Annotated in this window: 17 protein-coding genes and 1 tRNA gene; 5 read left to right on the top strand and 13 right to left on the bottom strand. The window is 50.4% G+C overall.

All coding sequences use genetic code 11. The features are described from left to right. Positions 1-60 precede the first annotated feature (60 nt). From H164_RS0107845 to H164_RS0107835, 3 genes are read left to right on the top strand one after another with little or no spacing between them, the layout of a single operon-like run. Entirely contained in the window at positions 61-2448 is a 2388-nt protein-coding gene (locus H164_RS0107845; RefSeq protein ID WP_019968104.1) for a TonB-dependent receptor, read from the top strand. Between the two features lie 30 nt (positions 2449-2478). After that, a complete protein-coding gene (locus H164_RS0107840) occupies positions 2479-3732 on the top strand; it encodes a hypothetical protein (protein WP_019968103.1) in 1254 nt (417 codons plus the stop codon). A 21-nt stretch (positions 3733-3753) separates the two neighbouring features. Next, on the top strand, positions 3754-4380 hold the full coding sequence (locus H164_RS0107835; RefSeq protein WP_019968102.1) for a TetR/AcrR family transcriptional regulator: 627 nt from the start codon (positions 3754-3756) through the stop codon (positions 4378-4380). Positions 4381-4725: 345 nt separating this feature from the next. Here the strand turns inward: H164_RS0107835 and H164_RS0107830 are convergent, their stop codons facing one another. The 7 genes from H164_RS0107830 to H164_RS0107800 form a co-directional block, all read right to left on the bottom strand. After that, complete coding sequence (locus H164_RS0107830; RefSeq protein ID WP_026356288.1) at positions 4726-6156, bottom strand: sulfatase; 1431 nt, start codon at positions 6154-6156, stop codon at positions 4726-4728. 9 nt (positions 6157-6165) lie between these two features. Then, the gene (locus H164_RS0107825; RefSeq protein WP_026356287.1) at positions 6166-7938 is read right to left on the bottom strand and encodes a RagB/SusD family nutrient uptake outer membrane protein; all 1773 of its coding nucleotides are present in this window, start codon (positions 7936-7938) and stop codon (positions 6166-6168) included. A gap of 18 nt (positions 7939-7956) precedes the next feature. After that, positions 7957-11364 carry a TonB-dependent receptor gene (locus H164_RS0107820; RefSeq protein WP_051082191.1) on the bottom strand — a complete coding sequence of 1136 codons (3408 nt, stop codon included), beginning with the start codon at positions 11362-11364 and terminating at the stop codon, positions 7957-7959. A 77-nt stretch (positions 11365-11441) separates the two neighbouring features. Further along, positions 11442-12365: a FecR family protein gene (locus H164_RS0107815; protein WP_019968098.1), complete on the bottom strand. Its 924-nt coding sequence runs from the start codon at positions 12363-12365 to the stop codon at positions 11442-11444. A gap of 541 nt (positions 12366-12906) precedes the next feature. Beyond that, positions 12907-13995, bottom strand: a complete 1089-nt coding sequence (locus tag H164_RS0107810) for a hypothetical protein (RefSeq protein ID WP_019968097.1) — start codon at positions 13993-13995, stop codon at positions 12907-12909. Positions 13996-14010: 15 nt separating this feature from the next. Then, complete coding sequence (locus H164_RS0107805; protein WP_019968096.1) at positions 14011-14934, bottom strand: tRNA threonylcarbamoyladenosine dehydratase; 924 nt, start codon at positions 14932-14934, stop codon at positions 14011-14013. Between the two features lie 139 nt (positions 14935-15073). Then, positions 15074-15847: a gliding motility protein GldB-related protein gene (locus H164_RS0107800; protein WP_019968095.1), complete on the bottom strand. Its 774-nt coding sequence runs from the start codon at positions 15845-15847 to the stop codon at positions 15074-15076. A 190-nt stretch (positions 15848-16037) separates the two neighbouring features. On the opposite strand from H164_RS0107800, the gene H164_RS0107795 reads away from it, so the two are divergent. Then, complete coding sequence (locus H164_RS0107795) at positions 16038-17282, top strand: DUF4861 domain-containing protein (protein WP_019968094.1); 1245 nt, start codon at positions 16038-16040, stop codon at positions 17280-17282. Here H164_RS0107795 and H164_RS0107790 read toward each other — a convergent pair. Both H164_RS0107790 and mtaB read right to left on the bottom strand, forming a co-directional pair. Beyond that, entirely contained in the window at positions 17254-18288 is a 1035-nt protein-coding gene (locus H164_RS0107790) for a glycosyltransferase family 2 protein (protein ID WP_019968093.1), read from the bottom strand. The genes H164_RS0107795 and H164_RS0107790 overlap by 29 nt on opposite strands. An 11-nt stretch (positions 18289-18299) precedes the next feature. Further along, a complete protein-coding gene (gene mtaB, locus H164_RS0107785) occupies positions 18300-19640 on the bottom strand; it encodes a tRNA (N(6)-L-threonylcarbamoyladenosine(37)-C(2))-methylthiotransferase MtaB (RefSeq protein WP_019968092.1) in 1341 nt (446 codons plus the stop codon). Positions 19641-19747: 107 nt separating this feature from the next. Between mtaB and H164_RS0107780 the strand changes: the two genes are divergently transcribed. Next, positions 19748-19822: transfer RNA gene (locus tag H164_RS0107780), tRNA-Arg, on the top strand. Positions 19823-20353: 531 nt separating this feature from the next. Here the strand turns inward: H164_RS0107780 and H164_RS0107775 are convergent. The 4 genes from H164_RS0107775 to lon are packed head-to-tail and all read right to left on the bottom strand — an operon-like array spanning position 20354 to position 26803. Continuing rightward, positions 20354-21928 (bottom strand): DEAD/DEAH box helicase, encoded by a 1575-nt coding sequence (locus H164_RS0107775; RefSeq protein WP_019968091.1) that lies wholly within the window; start codon positions 21926-21928, stop codon positions 20354-20356. Between the two features lie 8 nt (positions 21929-21936). Next, positions 21937-23211 (bottom strand): LptF/LptG family permease, encoded by a 1275-nt coding sequence (locus tag H164_RS0107770; RefSeq protein ID WP_019968090.1) that lies wholly within the window; start codon positions 23209-23211, stop codon positions 21937-21939. Between the two features lie 5 nt (positions 23212-23216). Further along, on the bottom strand, positions 23217-24344 hold the full coding sequence (tgt, locus tag H164_RS0107765) for a tRNA guanosine(34) transglycosylase Tgt (protein ID WP_019968089.1): 1128 nt from the start codon (positions 24342-24344) through the stop codon (positions 23217-23219). After that, complete coding sequence (gene lon, locus H164_RS0107760) at positions 24341-26803, bottom strand: endopeptidase La (protein ID WP_019968088.1); 2463 nt, start codon at positions 26801-26803, stop codon at positions 24341-24343. Before lon ends, tgt begins: the two co-directional genes overlap by 4 nt. Between the last annotated feature and the right edge of the window lie 103 nt (positions 26804-26906).

Raw genomic sequence — 26906 nt, 5'->3', positions numbered from 1 at the left:
GTGAACGATTTTGAATATTATTCATTTTTTAATTTGTTTATTACAAATATGATAAGGAGAATGCCCGGAACCGTGCGGCCAAAGCACGTGGAAAGCCGGGAGACACGAACGCGCTTGAGATGCAGTTTGGCCATGCTGGCGATGCTGTTCTGCGTGCTTTCGGTTGTTGCTCAGGAGAGAGTGGTCTATGGAAAAGTCACAGACAGGAGGACGGGTGAGCCACTTGTGGGGGCCACGGTGACGGTATCGAAAGGGCAGGGGGGCACGACTGCCGATGCCAATGGCCGCTATCGGCTCGTCGTTCAGGGATCGCAGCGCGTGCAACTCGACTATCATTACATGGGATATAGGCCTGAAAGGCGCGAACTCTTGGTGCGTGACAGTCTGAAATGCGACGTGCTGATGGAGTCAACTGCCAAAGAATTGCACGGAATTACAGTGATAGCACGGAGCGAAATCCGCAAGTTGAGGGAGTCGGCCATGCCGGTTTCGGTCATTGGTGAGCACCAATTGCAGGGCACGGCCTCCAACATCAACGACGTATTGGCGCGAACTGTGGGCGTCACCGTGCGCAATACGGGCGGCATGGGCAGTGCTTCGCGCATCTCGGTGCGTGGACTTGAAGGCAAACGCATGGGCATGTACGTAGATGAAGCACCCATGTCGCAGTTGAGTAACTTTGTGGCACTGAACGATATTCCCACGAATATGATCGAACGCATCGAGGTTTATAAAGGCATTGTGCCCTATAAGTTCGGCGGTTCGGCCTTGGGTGGGGCTGTCAACGTGGTGACGAAAGAGTATCCTCCGGTTTATTTGGACGCATCTTACGAAGTAGGGTCGTTCAATACCCATCAGTTTTCGACCGTTTTGAAGCGCACCGATCGCAAAAGTGGCCTGCAATTCGGTATCGGAGGCGTGTTTTCGTTTGCGAAGAACAACTATAAGATGACCTTGGACAACCTTGATGGCCGCACTGTTGAGCGCGATCACGACCGCTTCAGCAAGCTCATGGGCGGTATGTCGCTGAAGGCTACCAAGTGGTGGTTTGATGAAATGAAGTGGGAACTCATCGGAATGCGAACCCGACAAGAGATACAAGGCATCGACCTTGACGTGCGTGAGGCCTATAATCATTCGGTAAGCTACGTCACGTCACTGAAACTGAAGCGTAACAACTTCTTCCTTGACGGCTTAGACTTCGACTTTGATGCGGGCTATATCATCGGGATATACGGCTTGAGCGACAAGGCTATGCACCGTTATGACTGGGACGGGACGCAATTGCCGCCCGTATCGCCGTTCGGAGGCGAGCAGAACAACTTTCCGTCTGACGGCAGCAACCGTTCAAACGAACTGACATCGAGGCTCAACATGGGCTACACCATCGACATGCACCATGCCGTCAACCTGAATATCTATGCCGACCGAACTTCGCTTCACCCGAAAGACGACCTGATGGACAAGGCATTGGGCTTCAAGGCCAACTTCCCGAGCAAGATGAACACCGTGACCGTGGGCTTTTCCTATGATCTGACGCTCTTCGACGGGCGTTTTCAGAACGCTTTCACGCTGAAAGACTTCTTTTTCTCATCGCATTCACGTAGCATCAACACCTATTCCGTTTCGGAACCCGAGCCGGTTGACGTCTCCAAAACCTATCTCGGCTTCAGCGATGCCATGCGTTATAAGTTCACAAACGACTTGATGCTCAAGGCCTCTTTCAACTCCGAGGTGCGCATTCCCACGAGCGAAGAGCTCATCGGAAACGGCTATTCCATTCTTGCCTCGCCCGCATTGAAGCCCGAACGCACCACGGGAGCGAACCTCGGTCTGCTCTATCGCCACGTGAAAGACTACGGCGGGCTCTTGGAAGTGGAGCTGAATGGCTTCTATAATCAACTGGAAGACATGATACGCTTCACGCCCGACATGATACCCACCATGGCCCGCTACCGAAACTTCGGCAGTGTGCGCACCAAAGGCGTGGAACTTGAGATGAAAGGTGACGTCTGTCGGCTGCTTTACCTCTATGCCAACGGCACATATCAAGACCTTCGCGACGTGCGCAAGACCGTTCCGGGGACTGAAGTGGAGAACCCGACGCGCAACATGCGCATTCCGAACGTGCCTTATCTGCTGGCCAACTTCGGCGCGGAGCTGCACAAGGAGAACCTTTTCGGCGGAAGTGGACAGAACACGCGCCTGCTTTTCGATGCCTCCTACGTGCATCAATACTTCTACGACTTTGAGATGAGCAAGTATCAAGAGCGCAAAATCCCCACGGCAATGACCATGGACGCCGCAATCGAGCACAGCTTCGGCGACGACCGCTGGACGCTCACCCTCAAAGTGAAGAACCTTGCCGACCGCCACGTGGTCTCCGAGTTCAATCGTCCGCTTCCCGGCCGCTATATCGGCTTCAAACTGCGCTACCTGTTCAAGTAATTTTATTCATTCATTCAATCATATAAACAAATGAAAAACTTCAAATCAATTCTTACAGCCGTTGCAATGACGGCTCTTGTCTGCGCTTGCGGCAGCAGTAACGACGACCCGACACCGGCTCCGCAGCCAAATCCGAACCCCGGCACGGGGACTTTCAAGGGCGTAATCTTCGCCACAAGTGTCACCAATCCTGAAGGAAACAGCGGAGCTTCCTACATGCAGGCACTGACCGACCTGCTGCCCGGCACCTATGACAATAGCAATGCTCTTCCCGTAGGCTTCGGAACGAAACCCATTGCCACGGCTTCGGGCAACGTTTATGTGCTTCCCGACTACATGGGAAACACCAAACCCGAGCTCAACCGTTATCAGATAGATGCCGCAGGGAAGTGGATAAAGAAAGGAACACTGCTGCTTCCGGCCAATGCCGCAGCCTGCAACATCGTCGAACTGAACAATGAAAAGGCCTACGTCAGCCTGCAAGGTTTGGGCATCGTCATGGCATTCAACCCCACGACGATGAAGAAGCTGGCCGACATCGACCTCAACGACCTCAAGCAAACAGAAACCAAAGTGTCGCCGGCAGCAATGATCGTGCGCGACGGCAAGCTCTTCGTCGGTCTTAACCAGATGAATGCCCAGTACATGCCGGCACGCAACAACATTGAACTGGCCATGATAGACACGAAGACCGACAAGGTGGAGAAGCATATCGTCAATACCACGCTCGGTATGTGCTTCGCCACGCGTCCCATCGACCCACAGTCCATCTTCATGGACGAGCAGAAGGACATCTACCTGAACTGTATCGGCTCGTTCGGCTTTATTCTGGGACTGAACGGAGGTGTCGTTCGCATCAAGAACGGCGCTACGGATATCGACCCCGACTACAGCATCCGACTCGATAAGACCGAGATTGCAGGCCTTTCCACCAAGCATGCCGAATTCCTCGGCGAGGTTTGCTATGCCGGCGACGGCAAGCTCTATGCTTATGCCAACTCCTACGGCCTCGATCCCAATGCAAAGACCAATCCATACCTCAGTATCACCAACGTTCCCATCGTCATCGACCTGAAGGAAAAGACGATGAGCGTCATCAAAGGCATGGAGATTTCCAATCCGCACGGCATCGCCATCGGTCGTCACAAAGGCCTTATCGTCTTCGGAAGTGCCAACAAGAAGGCCAATGGTTTCTATACCTACGACCCGGCAACAAAGCAGGTGGCAGGCCCTGTCATGCGCGTTACCGGCAATCCCTGCTATTTCCACAGCTTCGCAAAGTAGAAGCGGGAGGCCTTTAAGCTTATGCAGACGCAGAAAGACGAGATACGCAGGCAGATTCTCCGCGTGGCACGCGACGAGTTCCTCAAGCACGGCGTGAAGCACACGTCGATGAAGACCATCGCCACTCGGGCGGGCGTGGCCGTGGGCAACATCTACAACTACTATGCAGGCAAGGACGAGCTTCTCAAGGCCGTCCTTGCCCCGCTCTTCAATGCCATTGAGGACTATCGTGCGCAGAACCTCGACGTCACCTACACCTCGCTCGACATCTATCGCTACGAGGTCTACTACGAGATGATGCGCCGGCAGGTGGTCTCGCTCATCATTCCCTACCGCAAGGAGTTCCGGCTGCTGCTCTTTGAAACTGCAGGAACCTCGCTCGAGAACTATTTCGACCGGCTCTCGGAGATGAATTGCGACGACGGTCGTACCTACATCGAACACGTGAAAGCGCGCTATCCGCACATCACAGCCGACGTATCGACACACTTCATCCGCATTCTCTGTGAACTCTGGGCCGGGCTCATCAAGCATATCGTCGTCAACGACGGACTCAACGAAGCCGAACTCGACCGCATCATTTCCAACTACGTGCGCTTCGGCATCGGCGGCTGGAAGAACCTGCTGGGCATCGATGCCGATGAATGAACCCTGTGAGAAAATTAAAAAAACGACTTTCCGACGTGTCGGATGAACAGAAAACAGAAAAAAATGTTCTTCCGCCATGGCGGAAAATAGTAAAATAAGAAAAGAACGTTCTTCCGCCGTGGCGGAAGATAAAAAATGTGAAAGAAATGTTCTTCCGCCATGGTGGAATGTAAAAAATGTAAAGAGAACGTTCTTCCGCCGTGGCGGAAGATAAAAAATGTAAAGGAAATGTTCGTCCGCCATGGCGGAAGATAAAAAATGTGAAAAGAAACTACCTTCCGACGCGTCGGATGACCATAGAAACATGGCCAAACCTTTTTATCTGTCGAACTTATGAACGATGGTTCAATGTGTCCTGAAAGCGAAACGTCTGATGCGTTTCATCTCGGTTTCGAGTTCTTTTTTAATCCTGCTGTAAGAGGCTTCGCTCGCGCGGTTGTGGTTCTCCGGTGCATCCGACAGATGGTCGAACAGCATTTCATGACCCGAGTCGGGCCAGCGGGCATAGTTGTAACGCCGGGTGAGGATATTGTCTCCGCCTTGCCATTGTATGTAGGCCAGACGCTTCGTAGTGGTCTTTCCCCCTTTCTTCAAGATGGGGAAGAGACTTTTCCCGTCGAGTTGTCCGGTAGGGCAGGGGACCCGGCAGATGTCGCATATCGTCGGGTATACATCTACCAGTTCGGCAATAGAGGTTGTGTAGCCGCCGCGTAGGCCCGGCACCCGAATGAGCAATGGCACTCTGGTTGTGATGTCCATAAGGTTGTGTTTGCCTACAAACCCATGTTCGCCTAAGTCCCACCCGTGGTCGCCCAGCAGGATGACCGCCGTGTTGTCTTTCAGTCCGAGCGTTTCCAAAGCTGTCATAAGTTCGCCGAAAAGGGCATCGACATAGCTGACGCAGGCGTAGTAGCCCGTTTTTACCAGTCGGAGGAAGGCCTTGTCGTCGGGGGCGGTGGCAAGGGCGTAGGCATTGATTTCCTTTGAGTTTTGCACTTCCTCGGGTAGGCCGTCGGGCCGGAACAGATTGTCGGCTATCGGAAGGGCAGGATAGAGATCCCAATACTTCTTCGGTGCACAGAACGGAAGGTGAGGTTTCCAGAAACCACAGGCGAGAAAGAAGGGCTTTCCATTGTCGCGCAGTCTCCGCAGGTCTTCTATGGTCTTCCCGAGCACCCGCCCGTCGTCGTAGGCACTGTCGGGGACATCAGCCCATTCATAAAAGGGCCCCCGCATAGTTTTCGGGTTGATGTGGCGGCCCGACTCCGAGTTCAGCCACAGTTCCCATTTGTTGTATTCGGCCCAGTAGACATCGTAACCGTCGGGATGACTGCGCCAAGGCTTCTCGCTCCACGATGCGGCGTGGTCTTCGATGTGGTGCATGATTTTTCCGTTCGACACCGTGTAATAGTCATGCCGCTTCAACCAAGCAGAAAGTGGGACTGCCTCCGGAGCATCCACCGAGGCCTTGCAGGTGTAGTTGGTGAAGCGTTTCGGATAGTTAGGGTACATGCCCGTGAGCAGACTCGCACGTGAAGCTCCGCTGACGGGAGCGTTGCAATAGGCGTTTCTGAACACCATTGCCTCAGACGCAAATTTGTCGATATAAGGCGTGTGTATGTCTTTTACACCGTAGCAACCGAGTTCCGGTCGAAGGTCGTCGGCCATGACAAACAATATATTCAGCGGCTTGCGGGGCCGCTCGGCTTGCGCCGTCGTGAGGCCGAAAGGCTCGATGACGGCACCAAGCAAGGAAAGGCAAACAATTCGGTTCATCTTCGTGACTTATTTCCAACCGGGATTCTGCTTGAGATTCTTGTTCAAGGCCAACTGCTTCAGCGGCAGAGGATATAGATAGTAGTGTTGTTGCCAACCTGTCGGTTGATTGAAGTAGAAGGCGTAGCCCTCGTTGTCGCTGTGTCCTCCCGTAACTTTAACCTTGTTTGCCGCTGCGTCGGCAACGTAAACACCCAAAGGTTGTTTGTCCACATAGCTTCCTTTGGCCCAGCGGCGCAGGTCGTCAAGACGGCGACCTTCGCCCATGAACTCTACGCGGCGCTCTCTTCGTATCTCCCATAAGACCGGATCCACGGAAGCGTCTCTGTGGCTGTCGAAAGCGGGAGTGATTTCCGTGAGTTTCATAGCAGCCACACCGGCCCGCTTACGCAAGATGTTGATAGTCTTGTCGGCAACTGATTGGTCGAACTTACCCAACTCGAACATTGCTTCGGCATAGTCGAGCATGGTCTCTTCAATGCGGAAGAGGGGTGCGTCGGTCGTGCATACACCCGTTGCATTGATGGCGTTTGTGTGGGTGTTATAATATTTCCACACCCAAAAGCCCATCTGCGTGGCGTTCCATGCCTGTCCTTTATTGTTGTTCTTAAAGTGAGGCTGCCTACTGCAGACAAAGCCTTTGAAGTTTGTCGTTGGCAAGCGATGGAAAGTCTCGCCCGAAATCTCGGCCATAAGGTCTATGAATTCTCGGTCTTCTGGCTTCCCCGTGTGGCTCCAGTTGGTTTTGTTTGAAACGTTGACCATGTAGGGTGGGCAAATGGTGAGGTAGAGCCTGTGGTCGCGGTTGCGGAATTGTTCGTGAACGTCCTTGTCGTTTCCCTTGAAAGGCCGGCCGTCGCTGCATAAGTAGGCGTCTACAGCATCCTTTGTGGCCTCGATGTTCGACTCGGCTGTTCTGACCATTCGTGTAAGACCGTGGCAAAGGCGGTTAGCAGCGTAGGCCTTGAAGAGAATAATTCCGGGCTGGCCCGCGAGGTCTTCTGAGTTGAACACCTCGTCGTAGTGGGGCATGATGGTTGGGAAAGCTTTCATCAAGAGTGGTCCCACTCGCTCGCATTCCTTCAGATAAGTTTCGGCGTTGACCAAGTTATGGTACTTCCGCCATGTTCCTTCAAAGAGACAGAATCTGGAAATCAAGGCCCTCACGACATTCGTGTTAATTGTGTTGTTGCCGTCGCCTGTGGGCTTGATGTTCTCTTCGGCCCACTTTAAGTCGGAAAGGAGGTTGCCTGCAACCAAATCGCGAGTTCTTCGGGAAGCATAAAGTTCGGGCGAAGCTTCCGTTATGACGTGTTCTACCCATGGCAAATCGCCGAACTTAGAGAGCATTTGGAAGTATTTGTAAGCACGGAAGAACAGGCCTACACTCCTCCAATGCTTCTTGTCGGCTTCGGACATTGACGATTGATCTATGTTGTCGAGCATGAGGTTCACGTTACGGATATAGACATAGTCCCAGTCGGGTGACTCTGCCTCGGCCTTAGCTTTGCCATAAGCCCACTTGCTTTCATTGCCATAGGGGCCTTTGATCATGTTGTCGGCCTCATAATCTCCGATGAAGATGGAGTCGGTTTGGCGGGTATCACTCGCATACCCGAAGAAAACATTGTACAATCCCCATGAATAGGTTTTGAAGTTATCATAGGATTTGAAAGCTGTCTTCTCCGTCTGTTGGTCTTTTGGATAAACGTCCATGAAGGCATCGTTCATACATGAACTGACAAGTATGGCAAGGCAAAAATATATCAGACTTCTTTTCATAGTGCTTGTGTTTATAAGTTATAGTGTTATGTTCACGCCAAAAGAGAATTGACGCATATAAGGATAGGTAAACCCTCTTGCCCCCATATCCTCGGTAACGACTCTTTCGGCATCGATACCATTGGGTAGATGGTCGAAAGTAAAGAGATTCTCGCCGCTAAAGAAGATACTCGCCCGATAGAGTCCCACCTTTGCGACCCATTGTTTCGGAAAGGCATACGTAAGGGTGATGTTTCTGATAGAGAGATAAGCTCCGTTCTTCAGGAAACGGCTTTGAACGAGTGTGTTTGCTTTGGTGTTTCCCTCGGAGTTCTGGTAGATTCTTGGGAAGAAACTGCTTGTGCGGGTCGGTGTCCAATAGTCGAGTTGGTTGCTGTAAAGCGTTGACCAACGGTCGTAGATAGGATAAGTAAGTTCGTTCATGAGCCATAAGTCGCGCTTGCCGACCCCTTGGAGAATGAAAGACAGTGCCCAGTTCTTCCATTCCACGCCTCCGTTGATGCCGAACTGGTATCGGCGAGTATTATTACCAATGATGGTTCTGTCTCCGGGATTGTCTGTTGTCAGCTTTCCGTGGTTGATAACATGGTTTCCGTCCAAATCCTTGTAAAGGATATCGCCGGGATTGGGGTTATACCCCTCTACTTTTGCGATACCTTCTTTGAGTGTTCCGTCCGGTTTGAAGTCGTCGGTCGTGTACAAACGGTCGGTCAGGTAGCCCCATATTTCACCGAGATACATGCCTTTTCTATAGACCTTGTCGCCGATAAGCCCTATCTCGTTGTTGTATTTGGTAATTTTCGTTCGGGAATCATAAAGATTGAAGCCGATATGATAGGTCAGGTTCCCAATCTTATCCATCCATGAAGCACTGAGTTCCCAGCCATTCGAACTCAGGTCGGCTGTGTTCTGCAGTGGAGCTTCTGCTCCCAGCACGGAGGGAAGTTCCATTCCGGGAGCCAACATGCCCTTAGTCTTTCGGTTGTAGAGGTCGAATGTTAGGTTGAAACGGTTTCGGAACAATCCTACGTCCACACCGAAGTCTATGGTTGAGACCTTTTCCCATGTGAACGAAGTGCTGATGAGTTTCGGAGCACGCAAGGTGGTGGCTGTTTCTTCGCCCACAATCCAGTTTGCTCGTTCAGATAGCATGCCGGGAATATAAGCGTAGGGTTGAATACTTTGGTTACCGATATTTCCCCACGAGACTCTTAGTTTGAGATTGGAAAGAAATGCGTTGCTCCATGCCATAAAACGCTCTTCACCGAGCCTCCAACCAGCAGAGACTGACGGAAAGAAACCGAACCGATGCCTTGAGGGGAACTTGGAAGACCCGTCGTAGCGGCCGTTAGCCTCGATGAGATATTTGTCGCGATAACTGTAGTTCAGCCGGTAGAACAGTCCTCTGACGGTGTATCGACTGAAGCGGTCGGTTGCATAATAAGGACCTGTGGCCTGCGAAAGCGACGGGAGATCTTCGTTAATCATGTTTGTTCGATAAGCCATGTTGTAAGTATCGTCGTTGCTCTCCTGATTGAAGCCTGCCGTGGCACTCAGATTGTGTGCTCCGAGTGCCTTTGCATACGTGGCATAAAGGTTCAATGCGGTGTAATCGATATTGTCTTGTACATGCTGATACTTGGAGTCGGACACGGATTGCTCCTTGCGGAACTGTGCACCGTGTGCATATTCGAACTTCTTGTCAAACAACTGCGTCTCAATCGATTTGTAGTTGTATGTGAATTCTCCGATGATGTGCAAGTCTTTGACTGGCGTTAGCGTGACTTTTCCAAAGATTCTTGCATCGTTCTTCTTCTTTTGAAGCGGTGCAGCCAATGAAATGAAGTTACGCGGCGTGTTGATGGGAAGGGTTTCTCCGCCAAGGTCGAGTGTTCCTGTGGGGAAGTAAGAAGGGAAAGCGACCGCCGCTCCCCAAATACCGTAGGCTGCCGTCGTGTAGGGCATGCTTGAAATGGAGCGAGCATACTTGATATCCAGTTCGGTTTTAAGCCATGTGGTCATCTCTGCACTCAGATAAGAGGAGACATTATAGCGTTTGAAAGCGTCTTTGTTGCTATAAAGAATGCCGTCTTGGTTGACATAACCGAGGCCGATACGATAGGCTATCTGTTTGCTTCCTCCGTTCATTGACAGGTTATGCGACTGTTTGAAGCCCGTTTCCATCATGTCTTTAAAGAGGTCGGTTGGGGCTAGACTGTAACGAAGTCCGCCCACTTCGGCATAACCGTCGGGATAGGAAGCCGGATTTGCCTCGTATTCCCGAAGCAATTTCAGCCATGTATCGACGTCTTGTCCAGTCGTATAGGCCGTGAATCCTTGGTCTTTATAAGCCTGAACGGTTTGTAAAGGAGTTGCTTTCTTGGGAATATTGATTGCATTGCTAAAGGCAAAGTTGTCGGTATAGTTGATGTGGAAGGCCGACTTGTTGCTTTTCTTTGTCGTGACAAGAATAACTCCGAAGGCAGCTCGGGCACCGTAGATGGCCGACGAAGCCGCATCTTTCAGCACTGTCACCGATTCTATGTCATTGGGGTCGAGCATATTGATGTCCATTTCCACGTTGTCCACCAGCACTAACGGGCTTCCTTCGTTAATACTGTTCACACCACGGATGTTAAACGACATTCCTTCGCCCGGTGCTCCTGAGGTACTTGTCACTTGCAAGCCAGGGAGCGCGCCTTGCAAAGCCTCGCTGACGGTCGAAACCGGGCGGTTTCCGAGCACGTCTTCCAGCTTTACGCTACTCACAGCCCCTGTAAGATTTACCTTCTTTTGCACCCCATAGCCCACGACGACCACTTCTTTCAGTGACTTTGTGTCTTCCGTCATGGTGATCAGCCTGCCTTTTGAGGCCTCGACTTCCTTGTTCTTGAAGCCGATATAGGAAACAACAAGCGTTCCGGTGGGGCTTATGCGGAGCGTGTAGTTGCCATCTGCGTCGGTGATGGTGCCGTTCTGAGTGCCTTTCTCCAACACGTTTGCACCGATAATGGGATCTCCTGCGTTGTCAACCACCCGACCTTTTATCACATTTTCCTTGATTTGCTTAGGTTGAGGAACTGTGATTTCGGTTGGTTTGTCTTTCAAAACAACATGCCGGTTGGCTATGGAATAGGTCACTCCAGCCTTTTCTGCCAGTTGTTGCAGCGCATCTTTCACGGGTAGCTTGGTGCAATCAAGACTGATGGTCATAGAGGGCTTCACCGAATTTGTGGCAAGGAGAAACGTAAGGTCCGATTGTTTCTCGATTTGGTTCATGGCTTGTTCAAGCGTGTTGCACTTCACGGTCACCCTTGCATTGAGGTTTTGTCCCATGGCATTCAGCGAACCCAGGGCCAATATCATTCCGGCGAGCAGCTTCAGGCCGAGATCTCGGAACACATTTTCTTGGGGGCAAGATGCCATTTTGTTTGTTCTTCTTTTCATGTCTTAGGACTTAAGTAAATTAAAAATAGGTTTATTGAAGGTTGTTTTCTTTCATTTCAGTCGATGTAAAGGTCGATAATCCTGCGATTGTCGCCCGACATATCGGGGCTGTCCTGCCATTTTATCGGGATAATACTGCGCAAACTTTGCAGCATATCATGTAAATCTTCGTTCTCGAACGTGGCACGGACATGGTAATCTGCGCGTCGGCGATCGTGAAGCCTGAACTTAACGTTGAAGCGATGCGACAATTGGCTCAGAACCACGTTGAGCGGAGTGTCGTGAAACACGAGCTTGCCGTCTTTCCATGAGGCATAGTCTGTCGGATTCACGGCCGAATTGGTGAACATTCCGCTTGCCCTGTCGTATTTACATTGCTCGTTCGGCATCAGAGCCGACTGTATCTTGGCCCCGTTATAAACGTCGATGGCCCCCGAAACCAATGTCATCAGGATGGTATTCTCATGCTTGTAGTTCGAGATATTGAACTGCGTTCCATGCGCCATGACCTTGATTTTGTCGGAAAGGTTCACATAAAAAGGATGTTTCATGTCGGATTTGACTTTAAAGAATGCCTCTCCTTCCAAGGCTACTTCGCGGCTGTCGCCTTCAAACCTATTGGGATAGCTGATGCGGCTGCCGGAGTTCAGCCATACAATCGAACCGTCTGGCAATACAATCCGAGAGCGACAGCCGGCCGGAGTGACGGTCTCGATGACCGAAGTTGCAAAAGTGGGCTTGCTGTTGCGCAGAGAGAGGTAGGCCAGAGCAATGGTCGAGCATAGCAACGGCACAAGCAAAACGGCCGCGACCTTGCGGAACACGTTCATGAAAACGGTCTTTCGCTCCCGCTTGCGAATGCGGTCGAGCGTTTCTTCCAAGGCCGATTTTGTGTCAATCTGCTTGATGCGGTCTATCATTCTCTGATATTCGATGGCTTTAAGCAAATTAGCTTTGTGGTCGATGCTATCGTTTTTCATTCTCATGTGTCTTTTATTCATAAGACAATCTGAAAGAAGAAATCCGACAACTTTAACTGACTTTTTTTTCGATACCGTGCAATTATGCCGTCTTTTCCACGATATTGAACAGCCCTTTTGTGGACTTTTAACTCAACAACGATAAGGTTCTCGGACAATAGCAGTCTTATTGCACGCTAATCTCAGTCCTATTGCGCGGTAAAATGGCTGAGGTTAGCGTGTAAAATGGCTGATATTGAAACGTAAGGTATAAGTCATTGATTATCAACATGAATGAATGTAGGAACGTACGGTCTGTGCGTCCGCTCAAACAGTTATATGTATTCGTTCAAGAACCATCCAATTGTATTTTATTCCCCTTGAGCGGACGCACGAGCGGTGCGTCCCTACATGTCCCTTGCCCATAAATCATCTTATAATATGGCTAATCATAAAGTTGAATGTTCAAAATTCAATGTTCAAAGTCAAAGTCCCTACATCTCCGGCTTGGCCGTATTGCATGGGAATAGGGTTGATGTAACGACACGATACGCCAACGGCTTCAGACAGATTGATGGGAAAGGGGATTGATGTGTAGTGAATAGCGGCCGTTCTTGTATGTTATCTGCATGGAACGCCGTGGATGTTGCTTTGCAGAAAGGCTCAAAGCAACATGTCCCATCGTGCGGCGCAGGTTCAGTTCTACGCAAGGATGTATCTTTCCTTCGCCGACTATCATCATATCGATGCCGAAAGGACCGGCATATATGCCTTGAAGCTGCGCCGGCATGAAGTGTTTGACCGCGTCGCACAGGGTTTTTAAAACGGAAGATGAGACATATCGTGACACAAGCTCTTGTTTGTCGGCTTCGTTGGCAAGGAGATTGCCGGCATAAGCCCCGTTAACGGTGTGGAAAACGGAGAGTCCCAGATAGTCTATCGAGCCGTTTTTGTGCGCATGGAACTCCATTCCGAAGTCGAACACCTTATTATAATAAGGCTCGGCCATGATATATCCCTGCTTTGCAATCACGTTTGCAACCCAACCTTGCAGGTGGGGCGTGATGCCTTCACGTTGCATGTCGACATATCGCAGCCCTCTGCCGCTGCTACTCCACGGTGCTTTCAACACATATTGACGGAACGGGACGTTGTCTATGGCTTTCAGATGAGCGAAAAGCGCGGCATTGGAGCTGAAAGCATGGGCAATGCCCACCGCATCGGCGAGGTTTGCAACCAAATGGGGCAAAAGATGCGTGGCACACCAGCCCCGACTACAAAGCGTTCTGTAGGCTTCTAATTGCGTTTGTGAGGGAAGCAGCCGGGAAAGTCGGTCCCGTGACCGTTCCAAGAGCCGGTTTTGCAACGCAAGATTCCAGCCCCAAGGCATGATTTCTGTGTTCTCGAGGTCAAGATACGGCAAGTCTTCGTCGTCAATAAGACTGACCTTGGCTGCATATTTCTTCAGATAGGAAGGGATATCCTGATGCGCTTTGCTTTCCACGAGGACGAAATCGCCGTCGTCGGCCCACAAAGCAGGCAGGAAAGAGAGGTCATGTTGCAGCTGGCGGGCGGCATGTGGCAGCGTCACATACTTGCGGTGCTCGGCCAAAGCAATCTCATGTCCGGGGTTGAATATGTGTAGTTTCATCTTCTCGGTTGCGACTTAGAAACCTTCGGGCAGCTTGATGACGACCTTATCATCTGTCCATGTGCCGTTCTTCTTGGCCGATGCGATGGCCTCATACCTTTCCTTGTGGCGTGCGGCCTTGGTTTCGGCCATTGTGACAGCCTCGTTGTTCTCAAATGCTTCGGGAAGTATGCGCATGGTGTTTGCCTTTCTGATGAGGTCTTTCACCACTTCGCCGCCGATAATCAGCCCGGCCGCGGCCGGGACCCACGCATTGCTTGCCGGAATATCCCTGCGGTCGGTGCATTTCCGCATGTCTTTATCGGGGCAAATGCAGTGAAAACGGCAGCTGATGTTCGGGTCGTCAATCGGCTTGAGCGGTTCTTCTTCGCTGTAAACCACCTTGAGTCGGGGGATATTCAACTTGCGGAGCTTCTTTCGGATGACCTTTGCAAGGGGGTCCATCTTGGTGTTATTGATGTCGGTTACGCGGAAAGCGGTCGCATCGAGCTTGTTGGCTGCACCCATGGAAGAGATGATTGGGACCTGAAGATGATAGCAACGCCTGATGAGTTCCAGCTTTGCACTGACGGTATCGATGCAATCCACCACGTAATCAAACAGTGACAAGTCGACCGCATCGGCGTTCTCGGGCAAGTAAAACATTTGATATTTGTGGACAATGCACTGGCGGTTGATATCGTGAATGCGTGCTTCGGCCACGTCAACCTTGTGCTTTCCGATCGTTGAAAGCAGGGCATAGAGTTGTCGGTTGACGTTGGTCAGGCAGACACGGTCGTCATCAAAGATGTCCAACTCGCCTACACCGCTCCGCGCCAATACCTCTGTTACATAACTACCCACGCCACCCATGCCGAAGACGGCCACGCGTGCGCCGGTCAAAGTGTCCATGGCCGGCTTTCCCATCAGCAGTTGTGTGCGTGAAAATTGATTTTGCATAAAAACGATTTGTCTCTTTTTTCGCCTGCAAAGGTAATACTTGCCATTGTAATTTCAAAACAAAAGCAGGGCTTTATGGAAGCAATTGCATGCTTCGCATTTGTTGGTTATGGCTGAAACAAGGCCAAATCAAGGGTAGTTATTGTTTCAGTAAATCGGCTAAGGAAAGGTCCTTATGTGCCTTCATGTATTGCTCTACTTGGGCAACATATGGAGTTGAAAAGGCTTTATAGCCCACGAATGTGTTTGCTGCATACATGATGCGTGCCATATGCATGTCTTTTTCTTGCTGACTTCGTTGATCGGCATCGTGAAGTGGGTATAAACTCAACAAATAAAAATTGAGACAATCGGGGACAATGTATGTGCGCATCATCGTGGCACGCTGGTCTTTGGCGTAATATTTCACATATAGCGGATAGTCTTCGCCCAAATACTTGTCGAGTGACACGCCGATGATGTTCTCTCCCACGATGATGCTTTGGTCAAGTGCCCCGATTTGGGTGTAGACTTTGGGAATAACAAACTCCGGGAGTGCTTCTTTTGCCCTTCCGAAAGCCTGTGTAAGCGCCTTGTTGACGTCATCCATGTCGGCATATTGCGTTTCCACATCGGCAATAATGGTCTGCAGGACGGTGTCTTGGTAGAAGTTTAAGAACTTACTGTTGATATCCGGTTCGTAAACGGCGCCTAATTTGAGAACGTTTTCTATCAGTGTCCGCGTCTCAATGGCATATTCCGTGTTCATTTCTTGAAGCGCAGAGAAGTCGCCGGTGGTCAGATAACGACTCTCCAAGCGGTCATAGCGCAGAACTTCTATCTTGTTCTGCGCCTCATCGTTGGGCCTTAACTTGATTTCGCAAGCCACACAAAGCACCATCACTGCGAGAAATATGTAGTATATCTTCTTCAATCGACGGGGTTATTCATCAAGAACTTCGGCAAAAGTACTAAAATATCTGTTAATAAACAAGCATTTTACTAAAAAACTTAAAAATAATGCGACGCAATATCCCTTTTAACTCAAAAAAAACAAAATAGAATTCCGTAATCAAAAAAATTATTTATTTTCGCAAATCCGTACTCTTACATTGACATGACCAATGAAAACAAAGACCATTTTATGCTTTTTTCTCTTCTTTGTGCTCTCTTTAAAGGCCTTCGGAGAGGCTGAAGCCGACACGATTATTGTGAACATCGATTATTCGTATGATAGGCCATGGTTGAACTATCCCGTAGTAGTGTCGTTGAAGGACTATCCTTTTACAACCAGCTCCACGGTTTATTTCGAGGGAAAAGAGTTGCCTTCACAGCTTGATGATTTGGAAGGCGACGGCATAAACGACGAGATGTGCTTCCTTGTTGACCTGAAACGCAGTGGAACTTATACATGCAAGGTCGTCTTGAGCAAGGTGGGAACACAAAAAGATTACCCACTACGCACCTATGCTGAGCTGCTATTGACGAATCCGAAGGTTAAAGATAAGACCAAACAGAATTTATATATCCGCCAACTCGTTGTCACAAAGGAACTCGAAGACAGTTATCACTTGGTCCATCATCACGGGATAGCTTTTGAAAACGAGTTGATTGCATTGCGCATCTACTTTGATAAGCGGCAAACGCTCGACTTATATGGAAAGAAACGAATGGGCTTGGAGCTACACGACACGCAGTTTTACACGACGCAAGAACAAAGATTGCAAGGGTATGGAGAAGATATTCTGTGGACAGGAAACAGCATGGGCTTGGGTGCACTCCGTGGTTGGAGCAACAGAAAAGCGCAAATGCTCGACGATGTGGCCCATCGTGGACAGCGAATTGTCTGTCATGGCCCTGTACGCACGATTGTCGAGATGAGCGACGGCGGTTGGCTTTGGAAGCAAGGACAGCGTGTCAACCTCACGGAACGATATACTTTGTATGCCGGGCACAGGGATATCTGCGTGGAAGCATGGGTCGTTCCCGTAGCCGAGGGCCTAAGATTTGCAACGGGACTCATGCACATGGCCGGTGCAAGCAAGCTTTCCGACCATAAAGGATTGCGGGGGCTTTGGGGAACAAATTGGCCGGTAAAGGACACAACCACCTGCACACAAGAGACTTTGGGAATGGGAATCTATGTCCCGGCAGCCTATTTGCAAAAGGAACTTACCTGCGATGGTTTGGACGATGCCTATGTCTTGGCCCCCGTAAACGGACATTTAAAGTATTATCTTACGTATTCCGCCGACAAAGAGACCTACGGCTATCATCAAGCATGCGACTGGTTTGCCTATTTAAAGCAGTGGAAAGCACTGTTACTTGGCCAACCTCGGGTTAAGATTTCACGCAGGCATTCAAAATAGCAGTGAATGTTTTCCTGCCGTGTCCGTAGAATTGCCAGAGCAAAGAGAAGTCCTTGCGTTCGTCCACCCGCTTGTTGGTGCGCCGAGACTGCAAGCGTTTCCGGTCGTCTTCAAAGTCGTGACGCCACGCTTTGAATGCCCGTCGGGCCTTATAGATGGCTTTGAAGTCGGCGAGGTTACGATTCACAAGCAGCGTTTCCCATGCCGCGAGATAATCGAGCATGTATCTCACGCGCATGGTGTGCCTCAATTCGTCGTCGGGCAGGTTCTTATAAAGCATCGTCAGGTTGTTGCGGAAGTTCAAGAACGTTTTCATCGGATTGCTCTTGGGCAGCGTTCCGCCCCCCACATGATAGACCTTGCTGCTTGGGATACACACGATTCTTCGGTTCATCAGGCGAAGTCGCCAGCACAAATCGATTTCCTCGTTGTGCGCAAAGAACCTTCCATCCAAGGCACCTGCGTCCCAATAGTCTTTCGAACGTATCATCAGGCAGGCCCCCGTTGCCCACATCACGTCGGCAATACTGTCGTATTGTCCGTGATCTTCTTCGACAACATCGAATATTCTACCTCGGCAGAAGGGGTAACCATACCGGTCTATGAACCCGCCTGCGGCACCGGCATACTCGAACTTATTGCGATTGGCAACAGACAATAGCTTGGGTTGGCATGCCGCCGTGTCGGGATTGTGCTCCATATAGGCCAACAACGGGGTCAACCAGCCTTCGGTCACTTCCACATCGGAGTTCAACAGCAGATAATATTCGCTGTCTACCTGTTTCAACGCCCGATTATACCCTTCGGCAAAGCCGTAGTTCTTGCTTAACGGTATGGTCTCGACTTCGGGGAAATCCTCTTTCAGCATTGAAAGCGAGCCGTCCGACGACGCATTGTCGGCAACGATGATCCGTGCCTGATGCGAAGAATGTCGTATAACCGTGGGAAGATAGCGCCGCATCATCTCGCTACCGTTCCAATTCAAGATAACAATTGCAAGTTTCATACGCTTTGATGTCAAGTCAATTCGGCTTTCAACGCCGTTCCGTCATAGTTGAAGCCGCCCAGCCTGACGCTCATGATCTCGTTGTCATAAGCATCACGAGCCAGTGAAGGCGGCAGTTCAACGCGGATATAATTATCGGTAAACCCGTGCATGGCCTTTCCCCGATGTGCTTTCTCAAACAAAACGGGGCGCTCGGTACCGATATATTGTTCATAGAATGCATGCGTCTTCTCTTCGCTCATGGCCAGCAAGCGTTTCGAACGCAGCTTCTTCTCTTTCTCATCGACCACATAGGGAATGGCCAAAGCACTCGTTCCGGGGCGTTCGCTGTAGGGGAAGACGTGTAACTGCGTGACGGGAAGCCCATCAAGAAACCGATAACACGCCTCGAAGAACTCCGGTCGTTCACCACGGCTGCCCACCATGACGTCTACACCGATGAAAGCATCGGGCATCAACCTTTTTATCAACGCTATCTTACGCGCAAACAACGCACTGTCATACCGGCGGTGCATCAGTTTCAAGACCATGTCGCTCCCGCTTTGCAGCGGAATATGGAAGTGGGGCATGAAGGCTCTGCTGCCGGCACAATATTCGATGAGCTCGTCGTCAATCAAATCGGGTTCCAGACTGCTGATGCGGAACCGCTTGATGCCCTCGACCCCGTCTAAAGCCTTGACCAGATCGATGAAGCGTTCGTGGGTGGTTGTGCCGAAGTCTCCGATGTTCACGCCTGTCAGCACGATTTCCTTACCTCCTTCAGCGGCCGCTTCTTCTGCCTGAGCCACCAATGAAGCGATGGAAGGACTGCGGGAGAGGCCCCGTGCATAGGGAATCGTGCAATACGTGCAGAAGTAATTGCAGCCGTCTTGCACCTTCAAGAAGTATCTTGTCCGGTTTCCTTTCGAGCATGAAGGCTGGAAACGCTTGATGTCCTTGGTCTTCACGGCATGGAACGCATGGAGCGTCGTTCCTTCGGCCCTATGGATAAAAGCGTCGTTCAGGTATTGTATGAGGTCGGCTTTCTCATTGGAGCCGAGCACAAGGTCCACCCCTGCAATCTTGCTCACCTTCTCCGTTTCCAATTGTGCATAACAGCCCGTCACGATGACAAAGGCCCCGGGGTGTTCGCGCGCCATCTTATGAATGGCTTGGCGGCATTTGTGGTCGGCAACTTCGGTCACACTGCACGTGTTAATCAGGCAGATGTCGGCCCGCTCTCCCTTTTCGGCCGTAACCACCCCCATGTCGGCCAGCATTTTGCCGAAGGTAGACGTCTCCGAGAAGTTTAGCTTGCAACCAAGCGTATAGTATATGGCTTTCTTACCCTGAAAGGCGGAACTGTCAATCATATTGTTCGGTCATTTATCCCAATCAAGTCGCAAAGTTAGAAAAAACTTTTGATAATGTTTGCATATCTCATTAGAAAAGATTATTTTTGCACCTGCTTCACCATAGGGGTTCCGTAGCTCAGTTGGATTAGAGCAACAGCCTTCTAAGCTGTGGGTCTTGGGTTCGAATCCCAACGGAATCACTTCTCCTGTCAGCAATCCACAACCATTCATGCTTCCCTTTTTCGAGTATGCGTCCTTAAGGACTTATACTTAGAGTCGTCGAGGACTTATACTTAAAGTCCTTGAGGAGTTATACTTAAAGGTGTCGAGGACTTATACTTAGACTCCTTGAGGACTTATACTTAGTGTCCTTTAGGACAGATAGTATGTGTAGGGTTGGATAGATAGTATCTATACAAGAGGACAGATACTATATATAGGAGAGGACAGATACTATCTATACGATTGGACTCCTATTGAAGGTCCAAGAGGACTTCCTGTGGAGGTACGATTGGACTCCTATTGGAAGTCGGAGAGGACTTCCAATGGAGGTACGATTGGACTTCTATTGGAGGTGCAAGAGGATTACTATTGGTAGTCCTCCACCTTTCCTATAAGGAACTGTCGAGGCTTCCTTATAGGAAAGGTCGAGGGTTTATATAAGGAAAGGTCAAGGCTTTCTTATATGAAAGGTAAGGCCTTTGTTATAGGGTTGTGATGTAAGTGTCCTCCTATTTCATTCTGAATATCTTCTTGAAGAACTTCTTGATGCTGCTTTCCTGCTTGGCCGGTTGTGTCGTGAGGGGTTTGGACGGCCGGTTCTGTGCCCGCTTCTCGCCCTGCGGGTGATTACGTTTCTTGTAGTTGCCTTCTACGTTTCCGCGCCGCTTGTTGCGAGTAGGAGATGCCGTGCGTGGGTCGTTGTTCTTCTCGCTCGGTCGGTTGCTGCTGCGCTTCTCGTTGCGTGGCCTGTTGTTATTGTTGCGACGGTTGCCGGTGCGTTGCTCCTTAGTCGCTTCTTCGCCGCGAGACGGGGCCTCGGCATTGTTGCGTTGGCGGCGGTTCTGCTGTTTCTTGTCCTTGTGGGCAGTGTGGTCACGGTCGTTGCGGCGGCGAGCCTTGGCCGAGGTGCCACGCTTGGGCTTTCCTGCCGACTTGTATTCGGGTGCTTCGCCCAGTCCTGCAGGCAGCGGGGTCTTCTCTACTTCCTTGCCGAGGAACTTCTCTATCTGCTGGAAGTAGTAGATGTCTTCTTCCGAGACGAAGGTGATGGCTGCGCCGGTGCGGGCTGCACGGGCCGTACGTCCGATGCGGTGCACGTAGTCTTCGGCATCGTGGGGCACATCGTAGTTGATGACCATGGCAATGTCGTCGATGTCGATGCCGCGGGCCACGATGTCGGTGGCCACGAGTACATCGAGTTGGCCGCTCTTGAACTTGAACATCACGTCGTCGCGCATGGCTTGGTCGAGGTCGGAGTGCATCTCTCCGCAGTTGATGTGCTTGCGTTGCAGGGCTCCGGCCACTTGTTTCACCTTCATCTTGCTGCCGCAGAAGATGATGACGCGCTTGAGGTCGCCGTTCTTGAAGATGTCTTTGATGATGCCCATCTTCTGGGTCTCGTGGCAGACGTAGGCGCTTTGCCGTATCTTCTCGGCCGGTTTGCTCACGGCCAGCTTGATGACTTTCGGGTTCTTGAGCAGCGTCTTTGCCAGTTCTTCAATCTTGTCGGGCATCGTGGCCGAGAACATGATGGTCTGACAAGTCTTCGGTAGTTCCTTGGCTATCTTGAGAATGTCGTCCGAGAAGCCCATGTCGAGCATGCGGTCAGCTTCGTCTAAGATGAAGAACGAGACCTTGCTGAGGTCTACGTTGCCCAGACTGATGTGCGAGATGAGGCGTCCCGGTGTGGCAATCACCACGTCGGCACCGAGCTGCAGGCTTTTGAGTTCTTGGTCATAGCGGTTGCCGTCGTTGCCGCCATACACGGCAACGCTGCTCACTCCGTTGAGGTAATAGCCGAAGCCTTGCATGGCTTGGTCGATTTGTTGGGCCAGTTCGCGGGTCGGACTCATGATGAGGCAGTTGATGGCCTTGTCGGGGAAGCCTCCGTCGTCGAGCTTGCTCAATACGGGCAGCAGGTAGGCGGCAGTCTTTCCCGTTCCGGTCTGTGCCACGCCGAGCACGTCGTTACCTTTCAGGATTTCGGGGATACAGTTCTCTTGTACAGGAGTACACTTGTCGAAGTGCATGTCGTAGAGTGCGTCGAGCACGTTGTTGTTCAGTTCTAATTCGTCAAAATACATAATGATAGTTAGTTTGGTGCCTGTCGGTAGCAGAAGTATGCCACGACGGCGAAGATGAGGTTTGGAATCCATGCCGCGATGATGGGTGGAAGGTTGGCATTGATGGCAAACGTTGATGAAACGGTCTGCAGCATGATGTAGATGAAGCTTAGGGCCAGACCGATGCCCAGATACATGCCCATTCCGCCTTTTCGCTTCTTGGCGGAGAGGGAAAGCCCGATGATGGTCAGGATAAACGAGGCGAAGCTGGCCGATATCCGCTTGTGGTATTCCACCTGATACTGCACCACATTGCTTGAACCGCGGTCAATCTGCTTTGAGATATAGTCGCTGAGTTCAGGATTCGTGAACGTCTCTTGCTGGCCTCTGGAGTAGACGAGGTCGGTAGGTTCCATCATGATCAGTGTGTCCTTCTTCGCTCCGCTTTCGATTTGTTCACGATAACCGTTGAACTTTCTGATCTTATAACTCGTCGTTGTCCAATGATACTTCGAGTCGCTCACCGTGTCGTATTGTATCTCCATGGCCGTCATGTGGCTGACGAGCTTCTTCTCTTGGAACTTGTCCAACGAGAAGCCATAACCTTTCTTGGCATTATTGTCATAGTGCTGGATATAGGCGATGGTTCCTTTGCCCACTTGCAGCATGACATTGTCGGCTGCAGTACTCTTCTTCTTGTTTTTATACAGCGATTCGAAGTTCTGACGTATGACATTACCGTGGGGAATGACATAGCCGCTGAGATAGAACGACGTTGCGGATATCAGAATACATGAGATCATATAGGGACGCATCAACCGCTTGAAAGAGACTCCGGCGGCCAACATGGAGATGATTTCACTGTTTCCGGCAAGCTTTGAAGTAAAGAAAATGACGGCGATGAAGACGAAGAGCGGACTGAAAAGGTTGGCAAAATAGGGAATGAAGTTCAGGTAATAGTCAAACACGATGGCTTTCAATGGTGCGTGATATTCGCTGAATTTCGCCAAGTTCTCATTGACATCGATAACGATTGAAATGCTGATGATCAGTGCAATGGAATAGATATAGGTGCCGATGAACTTCTTGATGATATACCAATCCAGCCGTTTGATGTAGCGGAAAGGATTGACAATCCGAAGCCAACTCATTCGCTCTGCCGTCCATTTCGCTGCCCGTTGCAACCATAGTGTGTGGCACATGAGCCAATGAAACAGCCGATGCAGCCACGCCGGATGAGTGCTCAACCAACGCAGCATGCGATACCATCTGGTATGTTTCCTTATCTTACTGAATGCTGTCATTGTTGTCATAATCGTTGACCGAGCCTTTCGATGACCGACTTCTTCCATGTCACGAAGTCACCCTGCTCGATATGTTGCCGGGCATCGGTCACCAAACGCAGGTAAAAGGCCAAGTTATGGATGCTGCCAATCTGCATGGCCAACAGTTCTTTGGCCTTAAAGAGATGATGAAGATAGGCCTTTGAATAGACTTTATCCACATCGCAGCCCTCGGAATCGATGGGCGTGAAGTCGTTCTCCCATTTCTTATTGCGCATATTCATCGTACCATTATAGGTGAAGAGCAATGCATTGCGCCCGTTTCGGGTCGGCATCACGCAGTCGAACATGTCCACTCCGCGCTCAATGGCTTCCAGAATGTTCTGTGGGGTGCCCACACCCATGAGGTAGCGGGGCTTGTCTTTTGGTAGAATCTCATTCACAACCTCAATCATTTCATACATCACCTCGGTCGGTTCTCCCACAGCCAAGCCACCGATAGCGTTCCCGTCAGCTCCCTTGTCAGCAACGAACTTGGCAGCTTCCTGCCGTAAATCCTTGTAAGTGCAGCCTTGTACGATGGGGAAAAGGCTCTGATGATGGCCGTAAAGAGGTTCGGTTTCGTTGAAACGTTTGATGCAACGGTCGAGCCAACGCTGCGTCAAGGCGAGGCTTTTCTGGGCATATTGGTAGTCGCTTTGCCCTGGAGGACACTCGTCAAGGGCCATCATGATGTCTGCACCGATGACTCTTTCCGTGTCCATCACGTTCTCCGGCGTGAAGATATGTCTGCTTCCGTCGATGTGGGATTGGAAAGTGCACCCCTCTTCTGTCAGCTTTCGGATGCCTGTAAGCGAGAAAACCTGAAACCCACCGCTGTCTGTCAGGATAGGACGTTCCCAACCATTGAAGCCATGAAGGCCGCCGGCGCGTCGCAAGATGTCAAGTCCGGGACGCAGATATAGGTGATAGGTGTTGCCAAGAATGATTTGAGCATTTACTTGTTCGCGCAGTTCGCTGAAGTGAACTCCCTTTACCGTTCCGGCAGTTCCCACGGGCATGAAGATCGGAGTCTTGATTTTTCCGTGGTCGGTCGTGATGAGTCCGGTCCTTGCATCGCTGGCGTTGTCGGTGTGTTGAACCTCAAATGTCATTTCCCTTCTCCTTTTTCTTCGGGAATAGTGAACGTGATGGCGTTCTCCACACGCTCATCAGTGAGGGCAAAATCCCATACCTGACGGATATTTTCAACATAGTGGAACTCGACACCCGTGCGATATTTCTCGGGAATCTCCTCGATATCTTTCATATTTTCCTTGCACATCACGATGTCGGTGATGCCGGCTCGCTTGGCAGCCAATATCTTTTCTTTGATGCCACCGACGGGAAGTACCTTGCCACGCAGCGTGATTTCGCCTGTCATGGCAGTGTTCTTGCGCACTTTTCGTTGCGTGATAGCCGAGGCAATTGACGTGGCTATCGTGATACCGGCCGATGGACCGTCTTTCGGTGTGGCTCCTTCGGGCACGTGGATATGAATGTTCCAGTTGTCGAAAATACGATAATCAACACCCAATTCGCTCACGTGGGCCTTGACATATTGCAGGGCTATCATGGCCGACTCTTTCATCACGTCGCCCAAATTGCCCGTCAATGTGAGCTTGCCTCCCTTAGCTTGGTTGAGAGAAGTCTCGATAAAGAGAATCTCACCGCCCACACTGGTCCACGCCAAGCCTGTGACAACGCCGGCATAACCGTTACCTTGATAGATATCACGATAGAAAGGAGGCTTCCCGAGCAGCCCTTCTATCTTGTCAGGTGTAATGTCCGGGCTTTCAATCTCACCCTTTACGGCCTTCTGATAGGCCAGCTTTCGCAGGGCTTTGTTGATTTGTTTCTCCAGCTGTCTGACGCCACTTTCACGGGTATATTGCTCAATGATCTTCTCTAAAGCAGCCTTATTGAACTTCACTTTTGGTTCAATTGTGTTCAATCCATTGTTTTCAAGCTCCTTCGGAATAAGATGTCGTTTGGCAATCTCAATCTTTTCCTCGGTGATATAGCCGCTTACTTCGATAATTTCCATACGGTCGAGCAACGGACGCGGTATGGTATTGAGGTCATTGGCCGTAGCAATGAACAATACTTTCGACAAGTCGTAGTCCACATCAAGGTAATTATCGTGGAAGGCTTTGTTCTGTTCGGGGTCCAACACCTCAAGCAATGCTGATGAAGGGTCACCGTTGATGGTATTCTGTGTGATCTTATCTATCTCGTCAAGGATAAATACCGGATTACTTGAGCCTGCTTTCTGAATGTTCTTGATGATGCGGCCCGGCATGGCACCGATATAGGTCCTGCGATGCCCGCGAATTTCCGACTCATCATGCAGACCTCCCAATGAGACACGCACATATTTGCGGTGCATTGCCTCGGCGATACTCTTGCCCAATGAGGTTTTTCCCACGCCGGGAGGGCCATAAAGACAGATAATCGGCGACTTAAGGTCGCCCCGCAGCTTCAATACTGAGATGTATTCCAAGATTCTTTCTTTCACTTTCTCCATGCCATAATGGTCGCGATCGAGCGTCTTTTCGGCCTTCTTCAGGTTAAGGTCGTCTTTTGTATAGATGCCCCAAGGCAGGTTGACCATGTTTTGAAGATAGTTAAGCTGCACACTATACTCCGGACTTTGCGGATTATAGAGTTCCAACTTATCGAGTTCTTTATAGAAAGTCGCTGCAACTTCCTCGTCCCATTTCTTTCCTTTGGCCTTTTCCTGCAGTTCGCGGTGTTCAGGAGAGCCGTCTCCGTGGCCCAACTCTTCTTTGATGTTCTTGATTTGCTGTTGCAAGAAATACTCCCGCTGCTGTTCGTCGAGGTCCATACGCGTCTTTTGGCGTATATCTTGCTTGAGTTTCAGGAGTTGGGTCTCGCGGTCGAGTGTTTTCAGCAGGCTGTAAGCCCGCTTTTTCGTGTCATCTATCTCCAACAGTTTGACTTTATCCTTGATACTGAAAGGCAGATTGCTGCACACATAGTTGATGGTGACCACCTTGTTCTGTACGCTTGCCAAGGCATATTGGGCCTCGTCGGGCATATCTTCATTGAGCGAGATATATTCTTTTGCGCTTTTCAGCACCGTTTCGCATACGGTTGTAAACTCCTTGTCCGTTTCTTTGGGGAGCGATTCGGCATTTGGCGAGACAATACCAGCGAAATAGGGCTTTGTTTTGGTCAGATTGTCCAGCATACAACGGCCGAGTCCCTGCACAATAGCAGTGATATTATTACCCGGACCGGGCATTTCGATGACTTTCACCATTCTTGCATAAACTCCCGTGGCGTAAAGGTCTTTGAACGACGGGTTGTCTACGTTGGAATCTCGCTGACAGAAGATGCCAAACATGGCTTCGGGATGTTTCTCGAGATAGGAAATCAGCTTTATGCTGGGCTCCCTTCCTATCAGAATAGGGGAAACCACGCCCGGAAAAATCACCAGATTGCGGGTCGTAAGAATGGGAATCTCGCCCTTGATGTCGGTGTTGAGCAGACTCGAAATGTCACCGTCATAGTCGGCAATCATCTGTATTGATGTATTCTTGTTGTTCATTTGTATGCTATTTGAAACCTATTGGACTGCAAAGATACGCTTTTTAAATCAGAAATCCGGCATGCGGCGGCACATTTTCCAATAAATGATGTGTAAATCCGCA

Origin of the sequence: Segatella maculosa DSM 19339 = JCM 15638, from assembly GCF_000382385.1 — a bacterium.
Lineage (GTDB): Bacteria > Bacteroidota > Bacteroidia > Bacteroidales > Bacteroidaceae > Prevotella > Prevotella maculosa.
This window is presented reverse-complemented; position numbering and strand designations above follow the sequence as displayed.